Origin of the sequence: Agarivorans sp. 2_MG-2023 (assembly GCF_030548085.1) — a bacterium.
Taxonomy (GTDB): Bacteria; Pseudomonadota; Gammaproteobacteria; order Enterobacterales; family Celerinatantimonadaceae; genus Agarivorans.
Window position 1 is genome coordinate 167,120 of sequence record NZ_JAUORQ010000006.1, and the last position, 25,105, is coordinate 192,224.

Annotated in this window: 21 protein-coding genes; 13 read left to right on the forward strand and 8 right to left on the reverse strand. The window is 44.8% G+C overall.

The window, feature by feature from the left end:
• Positions 1 to 49: 49 nt before the first annotated feature.
• The 5 genes from Q4549_RS10975 to Q4549_RS10995 all read right to left on the reverse strand — a co-directional run bounded on the left by Q4549_RS10975 (position 50) and on the right by Q4549_RS10995 (position 4,769).
• On the reverse strand, positions 50 to 2,287 hold the full coding sequence (locus Q4549_RS10975; RefSeq protein ID WP_303551623.1) for an endo-1,4-beta-xylanase: 2,238 nt from the start codon (positions 2,285 to 2,287) through the stop codon (positions 50 to 52).
• Between the two features lie 274 nt (positions 2,288 to 2,561).
• Complete coding sequence (locus Q4549_RS10980; protein WP_303551620.1) at positions 2,562 to 2,735, reverse strand: DUF2986 domain-containing protein; 174 nt, start codon at positions 2,733 to 2,735, stop codon at positions 2,562 to 2,564.
• Between the two features lie 125 nt (positions 2,736 to 2,860).
• Positions 2,861 to 3,571 (reverse strand): tellurite resistance TerB family protein, encoded by a 711-nt coding sequence (locus tag Q4549_RS10985; RefSeq protein ID WP_303551617.1) that lies wholly within the window; start codon positions 3,569 to 3,571, stop codon positions 2,861 to 2,863.
• A 21-nt stretch (positions 3,572 to 3,592) separates the two neighbouring features.
• On the reverse strand, positions 3,593 to 4,267 hold the full coding sequence (locus Q4549_RS10990) for a Bax inhibitor-1/YccA family protein (protein ID WP_303551613.1): 675 nt from the start codon (positions 4,265 to 4,267) through the stop codon (positions 3,593 to 3,595).
• 4 nt (positions 4,268 to 4,271) lie between these two features.
• Positions 4,272 to 4,769 carry an HPF/RaiA family ribosome-associated protein gene (locus Q4549_RS10995; protein ID WP_303551611.1) on the reverse strand — a complete coding sequence of 166 codons (498 nt, stop codon included), beginning with the start codon at positions 4,767 to 4,769 and terminating at the stop codon, positions 4,272 to 4,274.
• 121 nt (positions 4,770 to 4,890) lie between these two features.
• Here Q4549_RS10995 and nhaR point away from each other — a divergent pair, with 121 nt between their 5' ends.
• The 5 genes from nhaR (at position 4,891) to Q4549_RS11020 (ending at position 12,111) form a co-directional block, all read left to right on the forward strand.
• On the forward strand, positions 4,891 to 5,781 hold the full coding sequence (nhaR, locus tag Q4549_RS11000; protein WP_303551608.1) for a transcriptional activator NhaR: 891 nt from the start codon (positions 4,891 to 4,893) through the stop codon (positions 5,779 to 5,781).
• Between the two features lie 154 nt (positions 5,782 to 5,935).
• A complete protein-coding gene (locus Q4549_RS11005) occupies positions 5,936 to 8,656 on the forward strand; it encodes a TIM-barrel domain-containing protein (protein ID WP_303551605.1) in 2,721 nt (906 codons plus the stop codon).
• A 197-nt stretch (positions 8,657 to 8,853) separates the two neighbouring features.
• Positions 8,854 to 9,921 (forward strand): AI-2E family transporter, encoded by a 1,068-nt coding sequence (locus tag Q4549_RS11010; RefSeq protein ID WP_303551602.1) that lies wholly within the window; start codon positions 8,854 to 8,856, stop codon positions 9,919 to 9,921.
• 62 nt (positions 9,922 to 9,983) lie between these two features.
• Positions 9,984 to 11,078 (forward strand): HlyD family secretion protein, encoded by a 1,095-nt coding sequence (locus Q4549_RS11015; protein ID WP_303551600.1) that lies wholly within the window; start codon positions 9,984 to 9,986, stop codon positions 11,076 to 11,078.
• A complete protein-coding gene (locus Q4549_RS11020) occupies positions 11,068 to 12,111 on the forward strand; it encodes a DUF2955 domain-containing protein (RefSeq protein ID WP_303551597.1) in 1,044 nt (347 codons plus the stop codon). The genes Q4549_RS11015 and Q4549_RS11020 overlap by 11 nt, the downstream gene beginning before the upstream one ends.
• Before the next feature lie 1,205 nt (positions 12,112 to 13,316).
• Here Q4549_RS11020 and Q4549_RS11025 read toward each other — a convergent pair.
• Complete coding sequence (locus Q4549_RS11025; RefSeq protein ID WP_303551594.1) at positions 13,317 to 14,234, reverse strand: LysR family transcriptional regulator; 918 nt, start codon at positions 14,232 to 14,234, stop codon at positions 13,317 to 13,319.
• A 91-nt stretch (positions 14,235 to 14,325) separates the two neighbouring features.
• Between Q4549_RS11025 and Q4549_RS11030 the strand changes: the two genes are divergently transcribed.
• Entirely contained in the window at positions 14,326 to 14,574 is a 249-nt protein-coding gene (locus Q4549_RS11030; protein ID WP_303551591.1) for a DUF2798 domain-containing protein, read from the forward strand.
• Positions 14,575 to 14,599: 25 nt separating this feature from the next.
• On the forward strand, positions 14,600 to 15,130 hold the full coding sequence (locus tag Q4549_RS11035) for a hypothetical protein (RefSeq protein WP_303551588.1): 531 nt from the start codon (positions 14,600 to 14,602) through the stop codon (positions 15,128 to 15,130).
• Positions 15,131 to 15,167: 37 nt separating this feature from the next.
• Here Q4549_RS11035 and Q4549_RS11040 read toward each other — a convergent pair whose 3' ends face one another.
• On the reverse strand, positions 15,168 to 15,896 hold the full coding sequence (locus Q4549_RS11040; protein WP_303551586.1) for a TetR/AcrR family transcriptional regulator: 729 nt from the start codon (positions 15,894 to 15,896) through the stop codon (positions 15,168 to 15,170).
• Between the two features lie 167 nt (positions 15,897 to 16,063).
• On the opposite strand from Q4549_RS11040, the gene Q4549_RS11045 reads away from it, so the two are divergent.
• Genes Q4549_RS11045 through Q4549_RS11055 form a run of 3 tightly spaced genes read left to right on the forward strand, consistent with a single transcriptional unit; the run spans position 16,064 to position 21,278 of the window.
• Positions 16,064 to 17,143, forward strand: a complete 1,080-nt coding sequence (locus Q4549_RS11045; protein WP_303551583.1) for an efflux RND transporter periplasmic adaptor subunit — start codon at positions 16,064 to 16,066, stop codon at positions 17,141 to 17,143.
• Positions 17,143 to 18,210, forward strand: coding sequence for an efflux RND transporter periplasmic adaptor subunit (locus Q4549_RS11050; protein WP_303551579.1), 1,068 nt, complete (start codon positions 17,143 to 17,145; stop codon positions 18,208 to 18,210). The genes Q4549_RS11045 and Q4549_RS11050 overlap by 1 nt, the downstream gene beginning before the upstream one ends.
• A gap of 2 nt (positions 18,211 to 18,212) precedes the next feature.
• Positions 18,213 to 21,278, forward strand: a complete 3,066-nt coding sequence (locus Q4549_RS11055) for an efflux RND transporter permease subunit (RefSeq protein ID WP_303551577.1) — start codon at positions 18,213 to 18,215, stop codon at positions 21,276 to 21,278.
• 64 nt (positions 21,279 to 21,342) lie between these two features.
• On the opposite strand, the gene Q4549_RS11060 is transcribed toward Q4549_RS11055, so the two are convergent.
• The gene (locus Q4549_RS11060) at positions 21,343 to 22,044 is read right to left on the reverse strand and encodes a PEP-CTERM sorting domain-containing protein (RefSeq protein ID WP_303551574.1); all 702 of its coding nucleotides are present in this window, start codon (positions 22,042 to 22,044) and stop codon (positions 21,343 to 21,345) included.
• Positions 22,045 to 22,497: 453 nt separating this feature from the next.
• Between Q4549_RS11060 and prfC the strand changes: the two genes are divergently transcribed.
• Genes prfC through Q4549_RS11075 form a run of 3 tightly spaced genes read left to right on the forward strand, consistent with a single transcriptional unit; the run spans position 22,498 to position 25,066 of the window.
• Complete coding sequence (gene prfC / locus Q4549_RS11065) at positions 22,498 to 24,087, forward strand: peptide chain release factor 3 (RefSeq protein WP_303551571.1); 1,590 nt, start codon at positions 22,498 to 22,500, stop codon at positions 24,085 to 24,087.
• Between the two features lie 51 nt (positions 24,088 to 24,138).
• Positions 24,139 to 24,270, forward strand: coding sequence for a hypothetical protein (locus Q4549_RS11070; protein ID WP_255437904.1), 132 nt, complete (start codon positions 24,139 to 24,141; stop codon positions 24,268 to 24,270).
• 1 nt (position 24,271) lies between these two features.
• Complete coding sequence (locus Q4549_RS11075; RefSeq protein WP_303512238.1) at positions 24,272 to 25,066, forward strand: TatD family hydrolase; 795 nt, start codon at positions 24,272 to 24,274, stop codon at positions 25,064 to 25,066.
• The last annotated feature ends 39 nt before the right edge of the window (positions 25,067 to 25,105 follow it).

Below are 25,105 nucleotides of genomic sequence, written 5' to 3' on the forward strand. Positions count from 1 at the left end.
CAAAAAAAAGCCCCGTAATAAACGGGGCTTTAAGGTGTAGAGCGACAGCTTATTTAACAAATTCCAAAATAGTTAACTGCTCACCTAGGTAGGCGGTATTGTTACCTGGAACTGGGTATAGCTGAGAGCTACGCGAGCTGCCATCATCGTTATCGGCTAGGGCAATGTTCCAATCAATGGTGGTGCCGCCCAAGTCTTTAACAGGCAATTCAATAGCAAATTGCATGATGGTGCCATCGTCATTCCACTTCGCTACACGTTTTCCTGGGAAGCTATTTTTCTGGAAGTCTTGACCCACAATACTGCGGAACTGTACAAACTCTTCACCAACTTTGATAAATATTTCAACGTTGTCTGTTTGCCAATCATCACCACTCGTTACTGTTACATTGTCTTGGCGATGAACCACTCCGTACAAGGTATTTCCAGAGTATGCTACGCGCCATGTGCCGTGAATAATGTCTTGGCTAGGCGGTGTTTGGTCATCTGGAGTGAGTTGGTTAAAGGCAAACGGGTAATGGTAAGCATTTGCCCACTGTGCTAGGTTAAACTCAACGCTTGGGTCTAGGTCTTTTAGTGGCTCAGCTTTAAAGCTAACCACTTGGCCTTTTAGGCCTTCGCTAATTTCGCGGTTTTGCGCGGTAAAGAATACTTCACCAAAGTCGTGCCCTTGCCAACCATTGTTGGTGCCTGGTACTGGGTATAGTTGAGCATGACGACCGGCGTCTGCGCCAGCATCGTTGTCTGCTAAGGCTATATTGAAACCTAAGGTTGCGCCCGCCAGCTCGGTGGTTTGTTTAGGAGAAATAGAAAACTCCATCACTGTACCATCTTCACTCCAGTAGTTTTTAATCTCTGCTTGGAAAGCACTAGGGGCAAACTCTTCACCAACTAAAGCGCGAATCTGGGCAAACTCTTCACCAAAGCCAAGGAATACTTCTACCGAATCATTTTCCCATACTTGAGCTTTATTACTGGTCACGGTTTTATCGTCTTTACGCTCAACACGGCCATACAAAGTATTGTCTTTGTACAACATAGCAAAGCGACCTGAAATATCAGACTCAGCAGGTAAGGTTAAGTCTTTTCCACCTAATTGGTTGTAAGCAAACGGGTAGAATACCGCGTTTTTCCATTTAGCCGCTTGACCATCTAGTTTGAGATGTTGTTCTGCTTCGTTACTAATAAAGGCTTCAAAGCGACGGCCAGTATCAGCTAACGGTGCTGGTGGCTCCCAATCAAAGTTTCCTTGAGCTTTATCGGCAAATACTTTGTTTACCGCCACATAAGCAGGCTTAGCTTTGTATTGCTTATCGAACAACAAGCCGTGATCAAAGCCTTTGAACCAATGTGGTATCCAGCTGTATTTATCGCTAATACCCCAAGTGGTAAAGAAGTTAACGTTATCAAAATAAGCACTTAGTTTGGCTAAATCTTCATACATATTAGCTTGTTGCTGCAATGAGCGATCGCTTGCTTCACCTTGAATTCGAATATCAACTTCAGTGAAGTGGAACTCTAAACCGAGTTCGCTAATGCGTTCAATGTTTGCGGCAATATCAGCTACTCGTGGTGCTACGCCAACTACTAAGTGAGCCTGAGTACCAATGCCATGAATAGGCACCCCTTGTTCTTTTAGTTTTTTTACTAAACGGTAAGCAGCATTGGCTTTAGGGCTTTTACCCTCGGTTGAGTAATCGTTATAAACCAAAATCGCATCAGGATCGGCCTTATGGGCAAATTCAAAGGCTTTAGCAATGTATTCTTCACCAATGGTGTTGTACCAAATAGTTTGGCGCCAACCACCGTTGTCATCTAGGGCTTCGTTGACTACATCCCAGTATTGTACTTTGCCTTTGTAATGGCTCACTACTTCGGTAATGTGCTCTTCCATAATTTTCAGCATTTCTTCTTTGCTGAATTCGCCTTCGTCTAACCAAGCGGGGTTTTGAATATGCCACACTAGCGCATGACCACGTACCGTCATGTTATTTTTCTGGGCAAAGTCAATTAGTTGGTCGGCTTTGTCGAAGGTAAATTTACCGCGCTCTGGCTGCAGGTAACCCCATTTCATTTCGTTCTCTGGAGTGAGTTGGTTAAACTCGCGGGCCAGTGTTTCGGCAAATTGCTTGTCTTGAAGGTGGCGTGTTTCTAGCGCCGCACCAATAAATTGGTCTTGGTCTTTTACTACTTCACGCAATGGAGCTGCGTTTAGTTGTAACGCACAAAAAGCCGCTGCGACGGCAGCCACTTTGAAAAATCCGGTTTTAATTGCATGCTGGTGCATGTGTCATACTCCTTGAACTGTATTCAGCTTGTTGGCTACCTTATCCTCCCTTTTATAAGGTGAGCACTGTGAAAGTTGATAATTGGATTGCGAAAACCCGCTATTGTGAACTGCCTCATGCTTGCATGAACGTTGATGAATCACTTAATAGAATGGAAAAATAGAAGGCTAAAGGTAAGCATAAGCGTGTTGATAGTGAACCGTTTGATAGTAAGCCTCAGAGGGATGTTAGCCGGCTTATTTTTGAAAGGGAGAACGCTGTGGGTGCTAGCGCTTATTCAGCAGGGGCTTCTGCGCTATCGTTAGTCGTTTCGTTGGTTTGTTGTTCTTCCATTGCCGCACGTTCAGCTTTAGAAATATAACGCGGTTTATTGGTTTTCTGATTTTTGGCGTTGGCTTTCTTAGCTCTTTTTTTCAAAGTATCGTTTATTTTCTTTTTGCGGTTCACGTTGTTAGCTCATGGGTGTTGAATGCGACTAATAATAGCAAATTGTTCACTCAACATCTTTAGTTGCGCGGCAAACCACTAAAGATAGTTACTAGCATCCCTGCCAGTAAGTGAAAGGCTAGTATTTAAGCCGCTTGGTCGAGCGCTTGTTGGGCTTGTTTTTGTAGCTGTTCAGCAAGATCAAAGGGCAACCTTAAGGCATACGCCAAGCCATCCAAATGCGCTTGCTCAGCCGAGTTGTCTACGTTTATCGCAATACAAGATACCAAGTAAAGTTCAGATTTCTGCTCAATGCTGTCAACTCCATTGGCTAGCTCCCCAATGGTGATGGTTTGGCGCATCAATTGAAACAAGGTCGCTTTGGCTTCATCACTTAAGGCCATTTGCTCTAAGGCTTCAAATATTCGCTGTTGTTCGGCTTCGTCAATGTGGCCATCTGCTTTGGCGGCGGCGATCATTGCTTTAATCAGTGTTAATTGAAAATCGTCATTTAAGGTGGCAGAAGAGCTAAAGCTTTGTTGATTCACTTTTGACATTTGGGCACTGGTATCTGCGCTGTATTTACTGCCGCTTTGCTTTTTCCAATTGCTAAATGCACTGAAGGCCAAGCCTCCAAGTACCGCTGCGCCACCTACCGTGGCTGCTTTGCCGGCAAATTTTCGTGCAGACTTATTGCTGACTAGCAAGGCCATTAGTCCGCCTGCGGCGGCTCCTCCTGCTAATCCTCCTGGAATATTATTGCTGAGTGAACCCAGCACACCTTGGCTTTGCGGAGCGTTTTGGTTGGCACTGTCGGAGCTACCCATAAATTGGTTAAGTAGATTTTGAATACTCATAATAGTTCCTCATTGGCTGGGTTAATCGTCGCCATTTAAAAAGCCGAGAAGATGTAGCAGGCTGGTGAACAAGTTGAAAATGGCGACAAATAAAGACGTAGTGGCCATGATGTAGTTAGTTTCGCCCCCGCGAATAATGTTACTGGTCTCATACAAAATTAAGCCCGACATTAGTAATACAAACATTGCCGATACACCCAATGACAAGGCCGGAATCGAGAACAATATCGCGCCCAATCCTGCAAGAAAGGCAACGATAATGCCCACCATTAAAAAGCCTCCCATAAAGCTAAAGTCTTTTTTGCTGGTGATGGCGTACACCGATAGCGAGATAAATATCACCGCGGTGGCCACCATGGCTTGAGTCACTATCATGCCGCCGTTAGGTAAGCTCAAATAGGCGGTTAATATGGGACCAAGGGTTAAGCCCATAAAACCGGTTAAGGCAAAAATACTCACTAGCCCCCAGCCACTATTGCGCAACTTTACGGTGGCGAACAGCAACCCAAAGTAACCAACTAAGGTCAGAATTATTCCCGGATGTGGCAGATTTAAGGCCATAGATAGCCCCGCACTTGCGCCACTGAATAACAGTGTCATAGACAGCAGTGCATAGGTATTGCGAATCACTTTATTGCTGGCATAAACCGACTCATTAGCGAGCTCGTTTGGCTGCGAAGGTGTATTGGAGATCATATATTTACTCCTTGATGGGCTGCTGAGTGTTGGGAAGGTCGAGCTGCTGTTGTGGGTCAAAATAAGCGTATTCCTCATTTAGAAATTCATCATCTAGCGGATCGACCTCGTCATCATGCAAGTTATTGTTTTTATCCTGTAAGCCATAATAATCTTCAACACTGATGTGTGGCGCACGTAAGGCTTTGTTGCGCATGCGTGCGACTTTACGCGTAACAGAGCGGCTAGCTCGACTCGCTGCACGGTCTATTGCGACATAAAGCTGAGCTTGAATATCTTCAATTACTACATCGGCTTGGCCGGCAAGTTTAACTAATATTTGGCAGCGTTTACCGGCACTACCTTTGGTGTCTTTGCTATCGGAAAGCCTTACCGCAATGCGCATGATATTGTCGTATTGGGTACCTAAGGCGAAGTTAATACGGCGGCGAATGTAATCTTGTAAAGACTCGCCTAACGGAAAGTGTTGTGAGTGCATATCAATTTTCATGGTGCCCGGCATAGTTTGCTCCTGGATCCCTAAGGATGATTTGAATCACGAAGCTTTACCTTAATGGTCTTTAATACTTAGGTATACTCGAATATACTTTGCTAATTGTTCGTAAAATTCGAAGTGTTTACTGATGATTAACTACAAACATCTGCATTACTTTTGGGTAGCTGCCAAGCAAGGTGGAATTGCTCGAGCCAGTGAGTCACTGCACATCACTCCGCAAACCATTAGTGGCCAAATTAGTTTACTAGAGCAGCACTTTGGTGATGACTTGTTTGTAAAAGTAGGGCGAAATTTAGAACTCACCGAGACAGGCCGATTGGCGCTGAGTTATGCCGATGAGATCTTCTCATTGGGCGATGAATTAGAAGACGCTTTACGCAATGGGCCCACCGAGCGCCCGCAAATACTTAAAGTAGGCATTGCCGAAGTGGTACCTAAAACTATCGCTTATCGCCTGCTTGCCCCGGCATTAAATCTTTCTGATGATGTACGTATGGTGTGCAAAGAAAATACCTTAGAAAGCCTACTCGCCGAGTTAGCCTTGAACCGCTTAGATTTGGTATTGGCTGACGGCCCTGTGCCACCGGGTTTAGGTGTGCGCGGCTTTAATCACCCTTTAGGTGAAAGTGGTATTAGTTTTTTGGCAGTGCCTGAATTGGCCAAACGCTTAACTGCCGATTTCCCTGCAAGTTTAGATGGCGCACCATTGCTGATCCCAAGTGAAATAAACTTAATGCATGTTCGTTTATTGCAGTGGTTTGATAAACAAAACATTCACCCCAAAATTGTTGGTGAGTTTGATGACAGCGCGTTGATGAAAGCCTTTGGACAAGCAGGCACCGGGGTGTTTACTGTACCTACCGCAATTGCCGATGAAGTGGTCAATCAATACAAAGTAGAGGTTATTGGCTGTACTGAGGCAGTACGTGAGCAGTTTTTTGCCATATCTGCCGAACGGCGTGTCAGTAATCCCGCTGTCGTCGCCATTACCGAACAAGCTCGCGAGTGGTTAAAGTAAGCAATGTAGGGGGTTATCTAAGAGGGTTTGTTTGCTTTGTAAACACTTGGCGAATTGGGGCTGGGTTAGACGTCACTTTTAGTCGCTAACACCACTTTTTAAGTAAGTTTATAGATTACACTTAGGTTAACTTCTTTGTTTTAAGGTTTGCTTAATGTCGGCTCACTTTGTTAGCGCTAAAGCGCTTTCCCCTGCGGAATCTTCTACTGTTATCGCTTTAGAGTTTATTCATGACAATGTACTTAAAGTACAAATATCTTTAGATAAAACAGCATTACAAACTAGCCATAATTTGGCTGAACTAGTGGTGTTACCGCAAACCGGTATTGCGCCACAAAGCTGTTCTGAACAGCATATTGCTAGTTCCGCGTTAAGGCTTGAACGGGTAGGAAAAATGCTGGTGCTTAGCACCCTTCAAGGTGAAGAGTTATTAAGCTTGGCCGACTCCATTATTCAACCTCAAGCCGACGGCGAGCAGCATATACAGCAGCAATTTTTAAGTGCTGGTGAGCAAGCATTTTATGGCCTTGGACAGTATCCCGACGGTATTTTTAATTACCACAATCAAGGCCGAGAAATTTGCCAATCTAACAAAGGTATTGCGGCGCCCATGTTGCTGTCTAGCAAAGGCTATGCGGTATTGTGGAATCAGTTGTCTTTTACTGAGTTTGCCAGCCAAGGTGAGGCGTTTAGCTTTAGCAGTGAAGCGGGCGAATGCATTGAGTTTTATCTGATTTATGGCCCTGAGTTTGATCACATTATTCAACATTATCGAGAGTTAACTGGAGCCGCGCCGTTATTTGGTCGTTGGGCTTATGGCTATTGGCAAAGTAAAGAGCGCTACGTAAATGCAGAGGATTTATTAGCGACCGCGCAAACCTACCGTGATAAAAATATCCCCATCGATAACATTGTTCAAGATTGGAAGTACTGGGGGGAGCTCGGTTGGAGTGCCATGCAGTTTGATAAGGCTGCTTTTGGTGACGGCGCTAGCACCATTGCGCGATTGCACGACATGAACTTCAAGTTAATGGTGTCTATTTGGCCGATAGTGGGCAAAGACAGCCCAGTATTTAATGAGCTGCTAGAGCAAGGCTACTTATTTGAAACTGAGCACTGGGCCAACGGCCATGTTTACGATGCGTATAGCCAGCAAGGCCGAGACATATACTGGAAACATGTAAAACAAGGCTTAATGGATCTCGGGGGAGACGCTCTGTGGATGGACGGCACCGAGCCAGAATTTATCTCCACTCAGCAGCCTAAAGATGGCGTGGAATTTTGTTATCAACAGCGAGATACCGCATTAGGCTCTTGGAAAAAAGTGCTAAATGGGTACTCGTTAATGACCACCCGTGGTGTTTATGAAGCGCAACGCCAACAAATTAGCCAAGGAGCTGAAGATAAGCGGGTATTTACGCTTAGCCGTTCCAGTTACCTAGGCCAGCAGCGTTATGCCGCGGCCTGTTGGTCGGGCGATATCAGCGCCACATGGCAGGTACTGCGGCAACAAATACCCGCTGGACTTAATTTGTGTGCGGCCGGTTTACCCTATTGGACTACCGACATTGGCGGATTTTTTACCAGTGGTTTTGGTGCTAACTTCCCCGAAGGTGTCGATGATGATGCTTACAAAGAATTGTATGTTCGTTGGTTCCAATATGGCGCTTTTTGCCCGCTATTCCGCTCGCATGGTGCAAATACCCCCAGAGAAATTTATCAGTTTGGCGAGCCTGGTGATTGGGCCTTTGATGCTCTGCTTAAGTTTGACAAATTACGTTATCGCTTATTGCCTTACATCTATTCACAAGCATGGCGGGTGACTCAGCAAGGTGGCACCATGATGCGTTTGCTGGCGTTTGATTTTAGGCAGCAAAATCAGTTACATGATATTAGTGACCAGTTTATGTTTGGCGATAGCTTAATGGTGTGCCCGGTGACTCAAGCAATGTTTCATCAGCAAAACTTGCAGCAACAGCTGATTGCTCCAGAGCAGTTAACCACAACCAGTGGCCATATCGGAGTGATCGAGCAGCACTTTAGCGATGATGCTTTCAAGCATTTTGTGAGCGAAAAAACCAGTGAAACGCTAGATGGAAATTGGGCGGGTGGGCCACCAGCAGGTTTACCTTTGAGTGGTTATAGTGTGCGCTGGTTAGGCTTGTTAACCGCGCCTGTAGACGGTGAGTATGATTGGTTGATTCACGCCAATGACGGTGTGCGTTTTTATCTAGATGATCAATTAATTATTGATAGTTGGCAGTCGCAAGCGCAAGTAAATCACAAAGCCAAAAGCCAGCTTCAAGCAGGGAGACAATATTCACTGCGGGTAGAGTACGCGCATTGGCAAGGGTCATCTAAGTGCAGTTTAAGTTGGGCGCACAGTGGTTTAAGCCAGCAATCTACAGAGCTGTTTCCTGCCGAGAGAGATGTGGTGTTGCCTGCGGGCGTAGCTTGGTACAACTACTGGAACAAACATTGTTATCAAGGTGGCCAAACCTTAGCAATGGGCACACCTATCGATATAATGCCTTTACTGGTAAAAGCTGGGGCAATTATTCCTCATGGTCCAGATGTTCAATATCATGATGAGCTACCGTGCGATCCGCTCACTATTGAAGTCTATGCTGGAGCTGATGGGCAGTTCACGCTGTATGAAGACGAGGGTGATAGCTATCGTTACGAGCAAGGAGAATACTCAGAAATTGATTACATTTGGCATGACTCAGTTGCGAGTTTAGAAGTGGGTGAGCGGCGTGGCAGCTTTGCTGGCATGTTAGCTAAGCGCACCTTGGTCATCAGGTTTGTATCAGCCCATTCTGTTCAACAACAAACGGTTTCTTACGATGGTCAGTCTCTGAGCATCCAATGTTAACCCCCAATATTTAATTACCCTGTACAGGCTATTGATGCGCTGGGTGTTTACTTTCGTTTTTACATTATGTTCCGGCAATTGTTTATTTTAATAAATTAAACAATTGCTTGGCATATTCTCTATACTCATTGAAGCAGGCTAAATCACAGGGTTGTAGGTTTAGTTAGGATGCGTAACTTCACTTAGAGAACATGGATATGTTGGATCAAAAAGGATTTGAACGCGGTGCAGTAGAAGCCGCGATTAAGATTGGTTTATTGTTTGTATTAGCCGCGTGGTGTTTCGATATTGTGCGACCATTTGTTACCCCGGTAGTATGGGCAATGATTTTGGCGGTAGCTTTAAACCCGCTTTATCTCAAACTGAAAAAACTAGTGGGCAAGGGCGGAGTAGCTGCCAGTATTATGGTATTGATTGCCCTGGCGATTATCCTCATACCTGGGGTGAAAATAACCACAGCGGCGATAGACAGCGTAGCAGCACTCGGTAAGCAGATTCAGCAAGGTTCTTTTGAAATCCCTCCTCCTTCAAACGCCATCAAAAATTGGCCATTAGTGGGCGAAACCTTGCATGCTCAGTGGTCTTTAGCTGCCAGCGATTTACAGCGTTATTTAACCACTTATGCCAGCGAGGTCGGAGATATTGCAGGTAAAGTTATTGGTGTTGCTGGTGGCTTAATGGGCGGGTTATTAATGTTTTGTTTCTCGGTCATCATTGCGGGTGTATTCATGGCCAATGGTGAAAAGTCGGTGCATGGTGCTACCTTGTTAGCTAAAGCACTGGCCGGTAAAAATGGCCCTTATCTTACTAATTTGGCCAGCAATACCATTCAAAGCGTTGCTAAAGGCGTATTAGGCGTGGCGGTTATTCAGGCGACGTTATTATCGATTGGTTTCTTTGCGGTAGGTGTACCAGGCGCGGCTGTTTGGTCGGTATTGGTATTAGTATTAGCTATTGCACAGTTGCCTCCGGTACTCGTGGTATTGCCGTTGGTGGTGTATGTGTTTAATAACGAATCTACCTTGGTGGCAAGCTTGTTTGCTGTTTGGAGCATATTAGCAGGTTTTAGTGAGAATGTACTGAAGCCATTATTGCTGGGCCGAGGCGTAGATGTTCCGATGTTGGTGATTTTACTGGGCTCTCTAGGCGGTATGATTATGTCTGGTTTTGTGGGCTTGTTCTTAGGTGCTGTTATTCTTGCGGTAAGTTATCGCTTGTTGATGGCTTGGCTTGAGTTAAACAGTGAAGTAGAACCAACAGAGTAACTGCATATTATTGGCTAGCTTAGGCTAGCTAATTTTTTCCTGTTAGATGTAAGAGAAACAAGATGTCGGAAGAAAATCCAGTAGAAACAAACCCTCCAGTTAACCCTTTGCGTAAAAGCTCATTAGTTGTTTTGCTGCTATGTATTTTAGTTTTTATTATTTACGTGGTGGGAGACCGAGTGACACCCACCACCGACAATGCGCGAGTATTTGGTTTTGTGGTGCCAGTGGCTGCCTCGGTATCGGGCAAGTTGGTGAACGTGAGTGTGACCAACAATCAGTTGGTTAAAAAAGGCCAACCTTTGGCTAAGGTGGCTGAAGAAGAATATGTACTTGCGGTACAACAAGCAGAGGCTGCTCTAGAGCTTGCTGGGCAAGAAATAGGTGCTGGTACTGCGGGTGTTTCTGCCGCGCAAGCCCGCTTATTAGAAGCCAATACATCTTATCAATCGATTCTTACCGATGCCAATCGTTTGTTTGCGGTAGAAGATAAAAATGTGGTTCCTCAGCAAAATATTGACCGCGCTAGAAACGATGTGGCAAAAGCCAAAGCAACCGTAGCGAAGGCGACCGCTGAACTAGAACAAGCCAAACAAAGCTTAGGGGTAAGTGGCGACGACAACCCTAAATTGCAGTCTGCCTTAGCTAAGCTAGGCAAAGCGCGCTTAGATTTAAGTAAAACGGTGATTTTGGCACCCAGTGATGGCGGGGTAACAAACCTGCAACTAGAAGCCGGATATTACGCCAACAAAGGTCAGCCGATTATGACTTTTGTGACCACCAAAGATGTGTGGGTTGAGGCCTACATGCGTGAAAACAATATCGCTAATGTAAAAAATGGTGACCCCGTTGAAATTGCCTTAGATGTTGCCCCTGGCAAGATCTTTAAAGGAGAAGTGGTATCGATTGGCTTTGCAGTTAACTTTGGTCAGTCTAATAATCTGGGGGTGTTACCGTCTATTCCGCAAACCGCAGGTTGGTTGCGTGACCCGCAACGTTTCCCGGTAATCATCAAGTTTAGTGATGATTCAGCCTATGGCTTACGCCGAATTGGCGCGCAAGCTGATGTGACGATTCACACCGAAGGCACCACACTTATGAAGGTTTTAGCTAAAATCTCTCTGCGGGTGAAAAGCTGGCTGTCTTATGTCTACTAGTGAGGCCACTTTGCTTACCCCAAGCGCTTCGTTAAAGCGGCATATGCTGCGTTTTAGCCTCGTTAGTAGCTTGATGTTTGTACTCGCTGTGACACTAGAATGGGGCATGTCTTATGTGACCGCACTATTTGTTGTTCAGCTGTTGTTGCCGGGCAAACCACCGCTTAATTTAAAGATGGTAAAAACCTTAGCCTTGGCGGTACTCAGTTGTTTTGCTGTGGGCTTAGGCGTAGTACTCATTGCTCAGCCTTATCCTTTATTGCTATTCATTATTTTAGCTTGGTGTTTGTTCTTTGTGTTTTATCGCGCCAACACTGGAATGAACGAGTTAGTGGTGCTGTTCCTGTTGGTGGCCTTGATTGCGTTGCCGATGCTTGCCAGTGTGAGTAGAGCTGCTGCATCAGGCTTTGTATTCGACTTTATGGTGGCGTTTGTATTAGCTTTATTGATTGTGGTCTTGGTGCATTGGTTGATTCCGTCTGATGATGATTTTCACCAAAAGCCTCCAGTGCCACCGGTCACAGAGTTAAGCCAACAATTCGCTATTCGTAAAGCAATAGTCAGTACTGTGGTGCTCTTGCCGTTACTGGTGTACTTTTTTGCTTTTCACAAATTATCTGATTTATTGGTGGTGATTTTTGTCGCTATTTTGGCGCAGAATCCGGAGCTAACCAAGGGGGCAAAAGCCAGCTTAGGTATTGTATTTACCAATATCGTTGGCGGTTTAATTGCTTTGCTGGCATTTAATCTATTAGAAGCGGTGCCGCACTTATTATTTTTAAGCTTGCTGATAACCCTTATTTTCATGCTTATTGCCCAAGCCATTTATTTGCACCCTAAAGGCGCCATTGTAGCGGCAGGCTTGTCGGCTTTTATCATAGTATTAGCCAGCACCATTGGCACCGATGGTGGATTAGCGAGCACTAAGTTTTATGGGAGGATCTTTCAACTGTCTATGGTGGGTTTGTATGTGGTGGGCAGCTTCTATATTGTGCATAAATTGGATTGGCTAAAACTTAGCGAACAAAAATAGTTGATCACGACAATTCTAGTTGGCAACTGAATTCGGACTAAAATGACGAAAGCGAGCGCAACGAAAGTGGGCTCGCTTTTTTGTTTGGTAACACGTTTCTGCCCCATTACGTGTTGTAGCAGCAACAGGAATAAACCTATTCACCCTTCGCTTTTCTCTTTCTGTGCAAAACACTTACTTTGTTGCATCATTTACAGTGGCTGTTAGATCACGTGGCTTCGTTATCTTGTGCCAACTCGTCTCCAGCCTACGCCTAATATGATGCTCTTGTTCAGCTCGCAGAGCTGCTAGCGGCTTCCTTCAGACATGTCCTTGGGGTAACGTTCTTGCCATACGCTAGAAGTTAGCGTTTAATAATCAAAATGTTATTAGGTGGTGACCTTTCTACAGAGGACTTTCACCTCATTAGTTCATGCCCATGCAGGGCGTACACAAGAATTTTCGAGCAGACAATTTCCCATCGTTTCGCGATTTTAGACAACCGTAAATCGCAGCTTAAAACAGCGTTAGGCTTCGGATGATAAAGAACAAAGTCAGTATTAAATGTTGGCCGCAAAGGCAGTTCAAGCAAGACCTCAAAACTCTCAAGCCATCCTCTGGGTTGGATTGGTTTAGAACGTTGTTTACTAGTGAGAAACGCTATAAGCGACAGCTGGTTATAGATGGTATTCACACCTCTGAGCTGGAAGTATTTTGGTCACTAGAGAGCCGCGCGTCCATCCTAGTGATTAGTAAAGGCGATGTTGTAGCCAGAGTGGGTTATAGATATATAGATTTCGGTAGTATGCGAATCGAGTGCAAGCGAAAAAGGTGGGAGTTCCTAGGGGACATTACACTAGATATAGGGTTTGAGTTTCATAAGAAAAAGTTATATCTAGATAATGTAGTCGTTGGCGAGCTGACATCTGATAGTTCGTGTGTTCAACTCGATTACGATGAGGCAGTAATCGATGAAGTTTTGGCTCTGTGTATTCTCTCTTCGAAAATACTTGAGTCGGAAATGACAACCATGTAGAAAAGCAGGTATTTGATTGTGGTAAGGCCTAGCCCATTCTATGGTAAAAGATTGTCCAATCCGAGCAATTCCGTCTTGTTACTGACTATTATCACTAACAAACTTTTGTCCAGGAAAGCGTTTCGTTGTTAATCCGAGTTTCCAACTAGAATTGTCGTGATCAGTAGTTAGTTTTTGCTCACCTAACATTTCAGCTTTGAGGACTAATTGCTGCTAAGAAACCTAAAGGTTGGCGCATTCTTTCAAATATCATTTCTCTAAATGCTGTTACTCGACTTGGCACCAGTTTGCGGTCTGCCCATACAATGTAGGTAGTGCCACCTTGGCACTCCGCTTCACTTAATAACAGCTCAAGCTTTCCTTGCTCAATAAACTGGGATGCAGTGGTACTGGGTATCAAACAAATGCCCACGCCAGAACACGCAGCTTGAATAGTTAGCCTTAAGCTATTAATGGAATACTTAGGATTGAGCGGGATCTGCTGGGTTTTACCATCTTGTTTAAATTCCCAATGTTTCATTGTATTGCCAGCTAATAAGTTGTGCTGCAATAAATCTTCAACCGAGCTTGGGTGGCCGTGTTTCGCTAAGTAATTTGGGGACGCTAACAAGCAGAGCTGGGAATCAAATAGCTTTCGCTGCACTAAATCAGAGGCTGTCGCGGGCAGGGTGGTTACCGCTAAATCAATCTGGTCATCAAAAAAACGCTCGGTATCGGAAGCAAACTTAATGTGAATGTTTACACCGGGATGCGTGCTCATAAACTCGATGGCAATCTGTTGCAAAAAGTAATCGGCAAAGGGTTCTGGGCAAGATACTAAGATATCGCCGGTTAAACTGGTTTGGCTATTCGATAGTTGCAGCCATTGCTCGTCTAATTGTTTAAAGAGTGGAGCAAAACGTTGATAGTATTCGTTGCCGGAAGTGGTTAACTGAAACAGCTTGGCGTTACGGTGCAATAGCTTTTCACCTAATTGCGCTTCTAGCTGCGCAACCGCGCGTGACAGTGTGGGTGCTGATACCTTGTGCTGTAAACTTGCCGCGGCAAAACCGCCGTATTCTACCGATTGACAAAACCAATACAGATTCGACATGTCTTTAGCTTTCATATTTGCACGCTTAGCTTTTAATGTTGGTTGTTTTTGTATGCTAGTGATGAGAGTAAGCTAGCACCATTATTGAGTCAAACAGAGAACCACCATGAAAAAAATCCCTCACAAATACACCTTGCCAGTAATGTTCGCGTTTATGTTGCCAACCATGTTGTTGGGCATGCCTGCGGTGCTGTTGTTGGCTACTTTGCCTGAAGGCGCAGCCTTCTATGAGGTTTGGATTAAGTCTGTGAAAACCAGTGTACCGCTAGCCATTCCCTTTATCTTGGTGGCGGTAAGCACTATTCGCCTGTTGGTTACCAAGTTGCTGGTGGCGCCTAAACCTGCTCAAGCGTAATGGCACATGACTAATAAAGGTGTGAATGATGAATCCACAATTACTCACTGAGTTACTGTTTATTTCAGCGGTACTGGTATTAACCGTTCTAGGATTTAGTCAGCTTCGTGGCGCTAGATTAACCGGCGCGGAAAAGTCTGAAAAAGTATTAACTGGCTTTCTAGGTGGCTTTTTACTGATGGGCGGAACGGTGAAATTCTTCGAACCATTCACCAGCATGTTTGCCAGCCAAATAGCCCTTAGTGAATTACCTTTTCCTGAGTTGTCAAAATGGGCTGGGCAGTTGGGCGAAATTTCGGTGGGCTTGAGCTTGTTAGTTCTGCTTATTGCTGGGCGTAAGGTACCCCAATGGTTTGCTGAAAAGCTCTTTTACTTAGCAAATCTAGCCATTGTGGTAATCATGCTAGTGGCGGTATATGTTCATTTGCATCCGATGGTGCCAGCAGAAGTGCTGCCTTTGGCTTCTAAACCGCCTAGCTTAACCTTGGTTATTTTGTTTTTGTCACTATTGAATGTTTATTTACATCGCAACAATATGGCTAGTGCTCAGGTGTAGTAAAGCAAGCTTTGAGGCTCACGATGACAACGTGAGCCTAGTCTTGGGTTTCGTCAACCATACTAAAGCTGCAGGGCGGTGTTGCAATGACCAGTTCGCTTAAGTGTTTGGGTTGAGGAATATCATGCTCAGCTATCTCTAGCTGACTGGCTAGCAAGCGACTGAACATTTGCCAACTTTTTAGCTGGCAATACTCATCGGTTTTACCAGGGTAAGGCTTGGCGAGTATTGGTGCAAGCGTTGCGGAGGAAGTGGCAAAAACAGTCAGCAACCATTTTAGTTCGCCAATATTGAAATGGATTAAATAACCTTGCTGATGGCACTCTTTAACCAAGTTATCAATGATATCGCGAACTTGGGCTTCTTCTTCTAAAAAATATTCAAACAGCTCTTGCTCATTGTTCACTGCATCGTGCAGCAAACGAATGGGTCTGGAATCTACTTGTAGCTTCGCTAACAAACGAATAAGTAGATCAAACAACTTATGACGACTTGATAAATCCTTGGCTTGTTCTGCAACAAGTTGATTAGTGTAGTCTTGAAAATGCTGGTGCATACAATCACATATATGCTGCCAAATTTGTAACTTTGAGCCAAAGTGATGACGAATAAGGGTATGAGATACACCTGCTTGTTCGCTAATGGCTCGCAAAGAAACAGCAGCGTAACCCTTGTCACTGAATAGATCTGCGGCGGCAACTAAAATTTCTTGGCGGGTTTCTTCAGCCGCTTTTGCTGTTTGTCTACCTGTGCGTTTTTCAATCATCTTCTACAATTACTTCATTCAAGTTAATCAGTCTGCACTGAACTAGGGCGTAGTCTAACATGATTTTTACTTTCCAGGTGGAAAGTAAAACTTGCTAGAACAAGAATTGCCCAATATACTTTCCGCCTGGAAAGCATAGTTGACTGTTTGTTCAATTGGAGTAATTAATGAGAACGTGTTTAAGCCACCGAGTCGTATGGCAACGCCTTGGTCTAGTCAGTATTTTTATGATGTTTTTACAAGCCTGCGAGCCGGCCTATTCGGAGCCTGTTACCGAGCTTGTGAAACCGGTAAAGTTGCTGGTTGTGCCAGAAACATTTAACTCAGTTGACTACAACTTTGTCGCTCAAGTGCAAGCCACTAACCGAGCCCAGCTTGCTTTCCAAGTATCGGGCGAAATTGACCAGCTTAATGTTCGCATGGGCGAGTTTGTTGAAAAAGGCGACTTGTTGGCGAGCTTGGATCCGCATGATTTTCAGCTAGCGGTAGATGCACGCCAAGCCCAATTTGAATTACAGAAAGCTAGACGCAATCGTTCTGAGCAGTTGTTCGAAAAAAAGCTTATCTCTGAAGATAACTACGATCAGGTGCAAACGGCTTACACTGAAGCCGAAGCTAACCTAGACCAAGCCGTCACAGATTTAGCCTACAGCAAATTACACGCACCTTTCTCAGGCGTAGTATCACTGACCTACGCCAAGCAATACCAATATGTAGGCGCTAAACAAGCGGTGCTGAGCCTATTGGGAACAGAGCAATTAGATTTAGTATTTAATCTCCCGGTGACCATTACTGAGCGTTTAGATTTAGCCCAATTACGCGAAGCAAAATTGTGGGTCACTTTAGGCAACTTTAAAGGTGTAGAGCTTCCTGCTCGCTTTAAAGAAATTTCAACTCAGCCAGATCCTGATACCAACAGTTATTCGGTCACCTTAACTATTCTTCGCCCCGAGCACCTGAACATACTGCCGGGTATGTCGGGCGCGGTTTATGTGCGTAATGAATCAGAATCAGATAACGGTTTAGCCTTACCTAAAGGTGCATTTTTCAATATAGAGGAACAACAGGCACAGGTTTGGCGTGTATCGCCAGACAATATGCGTGTAGAGGCTGTTACTGTGGAACTAAATTTACAAGGCTTAGTCATTGATGGACTTAGCGCTGGAGACAGTATTGTAGCGGCTGGGGCAAAGTCCTTAACTGCCGGGCAAATTATTAGACCGTGGCAGCGCGAGGGAGGAATTTAATGATGAATACTACTGTTAAAACCTTAGCGTTGGGTAGTTCTTTGTTGCTGCTGGTTGCCTGTAGCGAGCCTCAAGAAGTGCAAACTATTCCAAGCTTAAACGTTATTACTATCACCATTAGTGAGTCTGCCGCTCAGCCAGAGCGCGAGTTTAACGCACGTGTAGAGCCTGCGGAGCTAACGCCTTTGTCGTTTCGAGTTGCCGGCGAGCTTACCGCTATGTCGATTAAACCTGGGCAAAAGGTGAACAAAGGCCAATTGTTAGCACAGTTAGACGATCGCAAAATCAAACAACAAGTCAATGATGCTAAAGCCACTTTTAGTTTGGCCGAACGTCAGTTAAACCGGGCCCAAGGCTTAGTGGGTAAAAGCTTATTGTCTCAAGAAGAGTACGACGAGCTAGAAGCAAACTTTAAATTGGCCGGCATTGACTACCAGTTGGCGCAGTCACAACTTAACTACACCCAGTTACGGGCGCCCTTTAGTGGTTTAGTGGCCGAGGTGCCTAAGCAATCGTTTGAAAATGTGGCCCCGGGGGAAACTGCGATATCGATTTACCAAGATGATTTAGTCTACGTGCGTTTGCAGCTGCCCGATAACTTATTAGCGCAAATTGACCCCACTGAACGTAACTATACCTATCAACCAAAGGCAAGGTTTGCAGGTACTAACGAATTACACACCCTAACGTTTTTGGAGCATACCTCTGAACCAAACCCAGAAACCCAAGCGTTTGAAGTATGGATGAGAATGAAACAAGTTTCGCCCGCCATATTGCCGGGTACTGCAGTAACCATGTTTGTAGATTTAGACGCTGCAGGTTTAGTGGGCAAAAGTGGTTACCTTTTACCGATGACAGCCATAGATCCTGGCAGCAGCGACCAGCAGTTTTATGTATGGAAAGTGATAGAAGGTCTCGCTCAGAAAGTGGAAGTACAAGTGGCACAAATTCATACCGAAGGTGTATTGGTTAGCGAAGGCTTAGCTCAAGGTGATCAAATCATAGTATCTAGCCTCGCTCGCTTAAGAAATGGCCGAGCAGTTAACAGTAATTTGCAGGAGCAGTAAGCGTGACCATTGCTGAGTATTCAATAAAAAATAAAGTCATTAGCTGGATGTTTTTGGTCATTCTTGCTGTCGGTGGCGTAGTGTCGTTTGGCGAACTAGGCCGCTTGGAAGATCCACCGTTTACCGTAAAAGATGCCATGGTGATTACCTCTTATCCGGGTGCTACGTCTACTGAAGTGGAAGAGGAGTTAACTTATCCTTTAGAAAAGGCGATTAGGCAGCTTCCTTATATCGACAAGATCACCTCTACCTCTTCTGCAGGCTTATCGCAGATTATGGTGAGCATGAAGATGGACTACGGTTCTGATGAATTGCCTCAAATCTGGGATGAATTGCGCCGTAAAGTGAACGACTTGGAGCCGTCGTTGCCACCGGGGGTTAATCCCGTTCAAGTGATGGATGATTTTGGTGACGTTTACGGTGTGATGTTAATGATCACCGGAGACAACTACTCGTATGTTGAGCTAAAACGTTATGTCGATTACCTGACTCGCGAGTTAGAGCTGGTTGAAGGTATTGGTAAAATTAGTTTAGCAGGTGACCAAAATGAGCAGTTATATGTAGAGATGTCGCTAAAGCGTGTTTCAGCCCTTAACCTCGACATGACCACCATAGCGGGCTTATTGACTCAGCAGAATGCGGTGATTAGTGCGGGTGAAGTTACCTTAAATTCACAAACTCTAAAACTACGCCCAAGTGGCGAACTTAACTCAATCGAAACCTTTGAAAACCTGATTATTCATGGTCGTGATACCGGTAATTTAATCCGTTTAAAAGACGTGGCTACCGTTTCTAGAGACGTGCAAGAAGTGCCAAGTAATTTGCTGAATTACAACGGTCAACCAGCCCTAAACTTAGGGATTGCCTTTTCAAAAGGGGTAAACGTAGTAAAAGTAGGCGAAGCCCTGGATGTGCGCTTAGCCGAACTAGAAAACATTAAGCCAGCAGGTGTGCAAATTCACACCCTATATAACCAAGCAAAAGAAGTTGATCAGTCGGTAAGTGGCTTTGTATTAAGCTTGGCGCAAGCGGTTGGCATTGTGATTGTGGTGCTGCTGTTTACTATGGGATTACGCAGCGGTGTCATTATAGGCGCGGTGTTGTTGCTCACGGTATTAGGTACCTTTATCTTGATGAGCATTTACGATGTGGAATTACATCGTATTTCTTTGGGCGCGTTAATTATTGCCCTAGGGATGCTGGTGGATAATGCCATTGTGGTGGTCGAGGGCATATTGGTTGGCTTGCAACGTGGCCGTACTAAAGTGCAGGCAGCAGTTGATATTGTAGAGCAAACTAAGTGGCCATTATTGGGTGCTACGGTTATCGCCATCATCGCTTTTGCCCCCATTGGTTTGTCGCCAGACGCTACTGGTGAGTTTATGGGTTCACTTTTCTGGGTTTTATGTTTCTCACTATTTTTAAGTTGGGTCACTGCCATTACCCTTACGCCGTTCTTGGCAAACTTGCTGCTTTCGTCAAAAACAGGCGAGCAAGAGCAAAGCAACGAAGACCCCTACAAAGGGTTGTTGTTTGTGGTGTTTGGCCGCCTGTTAAAATTCTGTTTACGTTTTAGAATGTTAACCATTGTGCTGATGTTGGCCATGTTAGCGGGGGCATTCTACGGCTTTAGCTTAGTGAAGAACTCATTCTTCCCGCCGTCAAATACCCCTATGTTTTACGTAGACATGTGGATGCCAGAAGGCACTGACATTCGTGAAACCTATAAAGAAGTACAACAAGTTGAAGGCTACCTATTAGAGAAAGACCAAGTGGAGTTTGTTACTTCAACGACTGGCCAAGGTTTGCAGCGTTTTAGCCTTACTTACAGCCCTGAAAAAAGCTATGAAGCCTTTGCGCAGTTGCAAGTTAGGGTAAATGATCGCGAGCAGATGCTAGATCTAATGCGCGATTTAGACGTGAGTTTACGGGATAAGTTTAAAAGAGTGAGCTTCCAGTTCCGCTTGATGGATATTGGGCCTTCACCCGCCTCAAAAATTGAAGCTAGAATTATTGGTCCCGATCCGCAGGTATTGCGTGATTTAGCTGTTCAGGTTGAAGATATTATAGGTGCGGATCCTGGTGCCAGAAATATTCGCCACGATTGGCGAGAGCGTACCAAAGATTTGCTCCCTCAATTTAACGAGTCACAAGCACGCCGTTTAGGTATTTCCAAGCAAGATTTAGCCGATACGCTGCAAATGGCCTTTGGTGGCAGCGCGATTGGCTTGTTTAGAGACGGCACCGAAATGCTGCCTATTGTGGTTCGCTTACCGGTTGATGAACGGGTTGATTTTTCTACCGTACAAAACCTTAAGTTGTGGAGCCCCGCACTACAAACGTATGTGCCTATTCAGCAAGTGGTAGACGATATTTCGCTAGATTGGGTTGAACCATTAATCCAGCGCCAAGATCGTAAACGAACGCTAACAGTATTGGCTGACCACGATATTTTGGGTGATGAAACAGCAGCTAGCTTGTTTGGGAGAGTGAGACCAAAAGTAGAAGCTATAGACTTACCGGTTGGTTACTCTTTGGAGTGGGGCGGCGAGTATGAGTCATCTAAAGACGCACAAGAGTCTTTGTTTAGCTCACTGCCAATGGGTTACTTGTTCATGTTCATCATTACGGTGTTTTTGTTCAACTCCATTCGTCAGCCTATTGTTATTTGGTTAACGGTACCGCTAGCGGTGATTGGTGTAGCGGTTGGCTTACTCTCAACTAATTCTGCCTTCAGCTTTACTGCTTTGTTGGGGGTATTGAGTTTGAGCGGTATGGTGCTTAAAAATGGCATTGTATTGATGGATCAAATCAACTTAGAAACCCATTCAGGCAAAGACCCTTATCAAGCAGTGGTAGACAGTGCCATTAGTCGGGTAAGGCCAGTAAGTATGGCCGCCTTAACCACTATTTTGGGTATGATTCCGCTCGTGTTTGACGCCTTCTTCGGCTCAATGGCTGTCACCATTATGTTTGGCTTAGGCTTTGCGACTGTGCTTACCCTGGTGATTGTTCCGGTATTGTATGCTTTGTTTTATCGTATCAAACCGAGTGTAAATCCAGCCTAGTAACGGGTGTGTTGGGATTAAAAAAAGGCGCTGATTAGCGCCTTTTTTATTGGATTTGGCTCGCTCACTTAAGGCGTCGGGCTACTAATCCAAACACCGCCAAACCAAACAAGGCAATGCTGCCGGGCTCAGGCACCGAAAACTTAATGTTGTCGATGGCACCAGAACCGTTTAGGTGAATACGCAAAGAGCTCACCTCGGCCACATCAAAGTTCAATCTATCCCAAGTATTATCACCGCCGGTATGCGGGGTGTAAAAATCAGCAGGGAAAATCTCGTTATTTTGAGCATCAAACAAGTGAATGGCGTTTTGTGGTGTATAACCGTTCTCTGCGAGTTCAATATCAAAAAAGTCGATGCTTTCTAACAATACCGCGCTAGAGAAATTAATGGTGAAGTAACCGGCAGGGCGGCGACCTTCATCATCTGGGTTGCTACAAATAAGGCCATTACATGAGTTTGGATTCTCATGAATAATCAGCACATTACCAGGGTTAGCAATACCTAAAGAGGGCTGATTAATATTGCTAAAAGGTGATTCTAAGTCTGGGTCTTGGGTATTGATTAAGCTGGTATCAAAAGCGACAGCCAAATTGTTTTGCCCCAAACGTAGATTAGTGGCATCAATGCTCACGCCATGGCTTAGCTGGTATTGGCCATTAACTATTTCGCCGTTAGCGAGTTCATTAAAATCAATAATAGTGGCATGGCTAACAAACGATAACAGTAAGCCACTAAGGGTGGATAAAACTTGCTTGCGGTTCAATTCGATCTTCCTTGATGTAAATGGTTCGACCAGTGATAGGCAAGTACTATACCAAAATTGCTCAGCCCTTAGCCAGTATGACTTTATTTATTGAGTTTATTGATAATAATTGCTAACTGTAAAGAATATTGACGGGGATTATTCTTATTTTTGCTTAGTCGATGGCGTGAAATTCTATTAGGCCTTTCTCGATACTGATATCGTTTTTTCTATGTGTTTATTGGGTTTCCTCGTTAGTTACTATTAGCCCTTAATAAGTGAGTTATATCTGTTAGTTTTTTCTTTCTATATACCTTTTAACGCCACCAACAAAACCGCTGATTGTTTATCAAAGCTAGATCGGCGAAAATACCCGCCAATTACGATTAACTAAACGCTGGGTGATTGTGCTGTTTCGGCCATTATTGCCGCTTTGCTGCATCCTTGCGTTGCCAAATTAGAAGAATCAACTCGATGTCTAACGCTTCACTCTTGCAAGATATTGCCAGCAGAAGAACCTTTGCGATTATCTCTCACCCGGATGCGGGTAAAACCACCATTACTGAAAAAGTACTGTTGTTCGGAAACGCCATCCAAAAAGCCGGTACTGTTAAAGGTCGTGGTAATGCTACCCATGCAAAATCAGACTGGATGGAAATGGAGAAAGAGCGTGGCATCTCGGTAACGACCTCAGTGATGCAGTTCCCGTTTAACGATTGCATGGTAAACCTGTTAGATACTCCCGGACACGAAGACTTCTCGGAAGATACCTACCGTACATTAACCGCCGTTGACTCTTGTTTGATGGTGATCGACGCCGCCAAGGGTGTAGAAGATCGTACTCGTAAGCTGATGGAAGTAACGCGTTTACGTGATACTCCCATTGTGACTTTTATGAACAAATTGGACCGCGATATTCGTGACCCAATGGAAGTAATGGACGAAGTTGAAAGCGAGCTAAACATACTTTGTGCGCCAATTACGTGGCCGATTGGCTGTGGTAAGTTGTTTAAAGGTGTTTACCATTTGCTTAAAGACGAAGTGATTTTGTACCAAACTGGTCATGGTCATACCATTCAAGAGCAGAAAATTATTAAGGGCTTAGATAACCCTGAAGTAGAAGCCGCCATTGGAGACGAGCTAACCGAGCAACTTCGTGAAGAGTTAGAGCTGGTTATGGGGGCATCTAACGAGTTTGACCAAGAGCTATTTTTAAGTGGCGAACTCACGCCGGTGTACTTTGGTACTGCATTGGGTAACTTTGGTGTAGACCATATGTTAGAAGGTCTAACTAACTGGGCACCCGCGCCTAAACCGCGTGCTACCGATATTGGCGAAGTAAGCGCTACAGACGATAGTTTCTCAGGCTTTGTATTTAAAATTCAAGCCAACATGGACCCTAAACACCGTGACCGTATCGCATTTATGCGTATCGTATCGGGTGAATACAACAAGGGCATGAAAATGCGCCATGTTCGCTTAGGTAAAGATGTTAGCATTTCTGATGCTGTTACCTTTATGGCGGGTGACCGTTCGGCTGCCGAGCAAGCGATTGCCGGTGATATTATTGGTTTGCATAACCACGGAACTATTCAAATTGGTGATACCTTCACTCAAGGTCAGGCCATGAAGTTTACCGGTATTCCAAACTTTGCCCCTGAGATGTTCCGCCGTATTCGCCTAAAAGATCCTTTGAAGCAAAAGCAATTGCTTAAGGGTTTGATTCAGTTGTCCGAAGAGGGCGCGGTGCAGTTATTCCGCCCTATGCGTAACAATGATTTAATCGTTGGTGCGGTAGGTGTGTTGCAGTTTGATGTGGTTGTGCATCGCCTGCGTACTGAATACAAGGTAGAAGCGGTATACGAAGGTATTAGCATTGCCACTGCGCGTTGGTGTGGCGGTAACGATATTAAGAAGTTTGAAGAGTTTAAAAAGAAAGCGCACGACAACCTAGCCTTAGATGGCGGCGATAACTTAACTTATTTAGCCCCCACTATGGTTAATCTAAACTTAGCGACAGAGCGTTACCCAGACGTTAAGTTTATGCAGACTCGCGAGCACTAAACTTGTTGGCAGCGAGCTGCAAGGTTCGCTGCTTTTAGCCGGAGATAGATTATGTTTAACAGAATTTGGCGTAAAATGTCTCAATACCTGGCGGCTTACGACAAGTGGCTAGCGGCCAATGGATTAGATAAGCCCTGCCGCAGTTGTATCCCTCGCGAACATACTAAACCCGAGCAAGATTAACATGGCTTGGTTTGATACCCATTGTCACCTTGATTTCCCTCCCTTTAAAGATGATTTAGCTGCGCATTTAGCACGTTTTGCTCAAGCGAATGTCAGCCACTGTATGGTGCCTGCAGTTGCCCCTAATAATTGGCAAACGGTGTTAGATTTAAGTGTTATACCTTCGCTATTTGTAGCCTTGGGCTATCATCCGTGTTTTCTAAATGAACAAGCCTTAACACAGCATCCTGATGCCTTGTTAGGCGAGCTAAATAGATTGCAGACCTTAGTTAAACAAGCGGGTGATAAAGTACAAGCGTGGGGCGAATGCGGCTTAGACGGACGGTTCTCGGATACTATGGCTCACCAAGAGTTTGCTTTTGATTGGCAAATACAGGCAGCCCAGCAACAACAGTTACCATTACTGATCCATTCGGTGCGTTTACACGACCGAGTGGCACAGTTGCTAAAGCAGCAACAATTCAGCCAAGGCGGCATTATTCATGGCTTTAGTGGCAGCTACGTGCAGGCCAGTCGTTTTGTGGATTTAGGGTTTAAAATTGGCGTGGGTGGCACCATCACATGGCCACGTTCTGAGAAAACCCGTAAGGCTTTAAAGCGGCTGCCGCTTGATGCTCTGGTATTAGAAACTGACGCCCCCGATATGCCGCTATTTGAGATGAAACAAGCTCACAATACTCCGCTTAATTTATCTATTATCTTTGAACAACTCATTGCGTTGCGTAGCGAACCAGCAGAGCAGTTAGAGCAAGCGTTGTGGGATAACAGCCTTCAGGCTCTGCATCTACCAATGTAACCCTTCTGCAGGTTGTTTAGCTTGCTCTTAGAGCGAGCA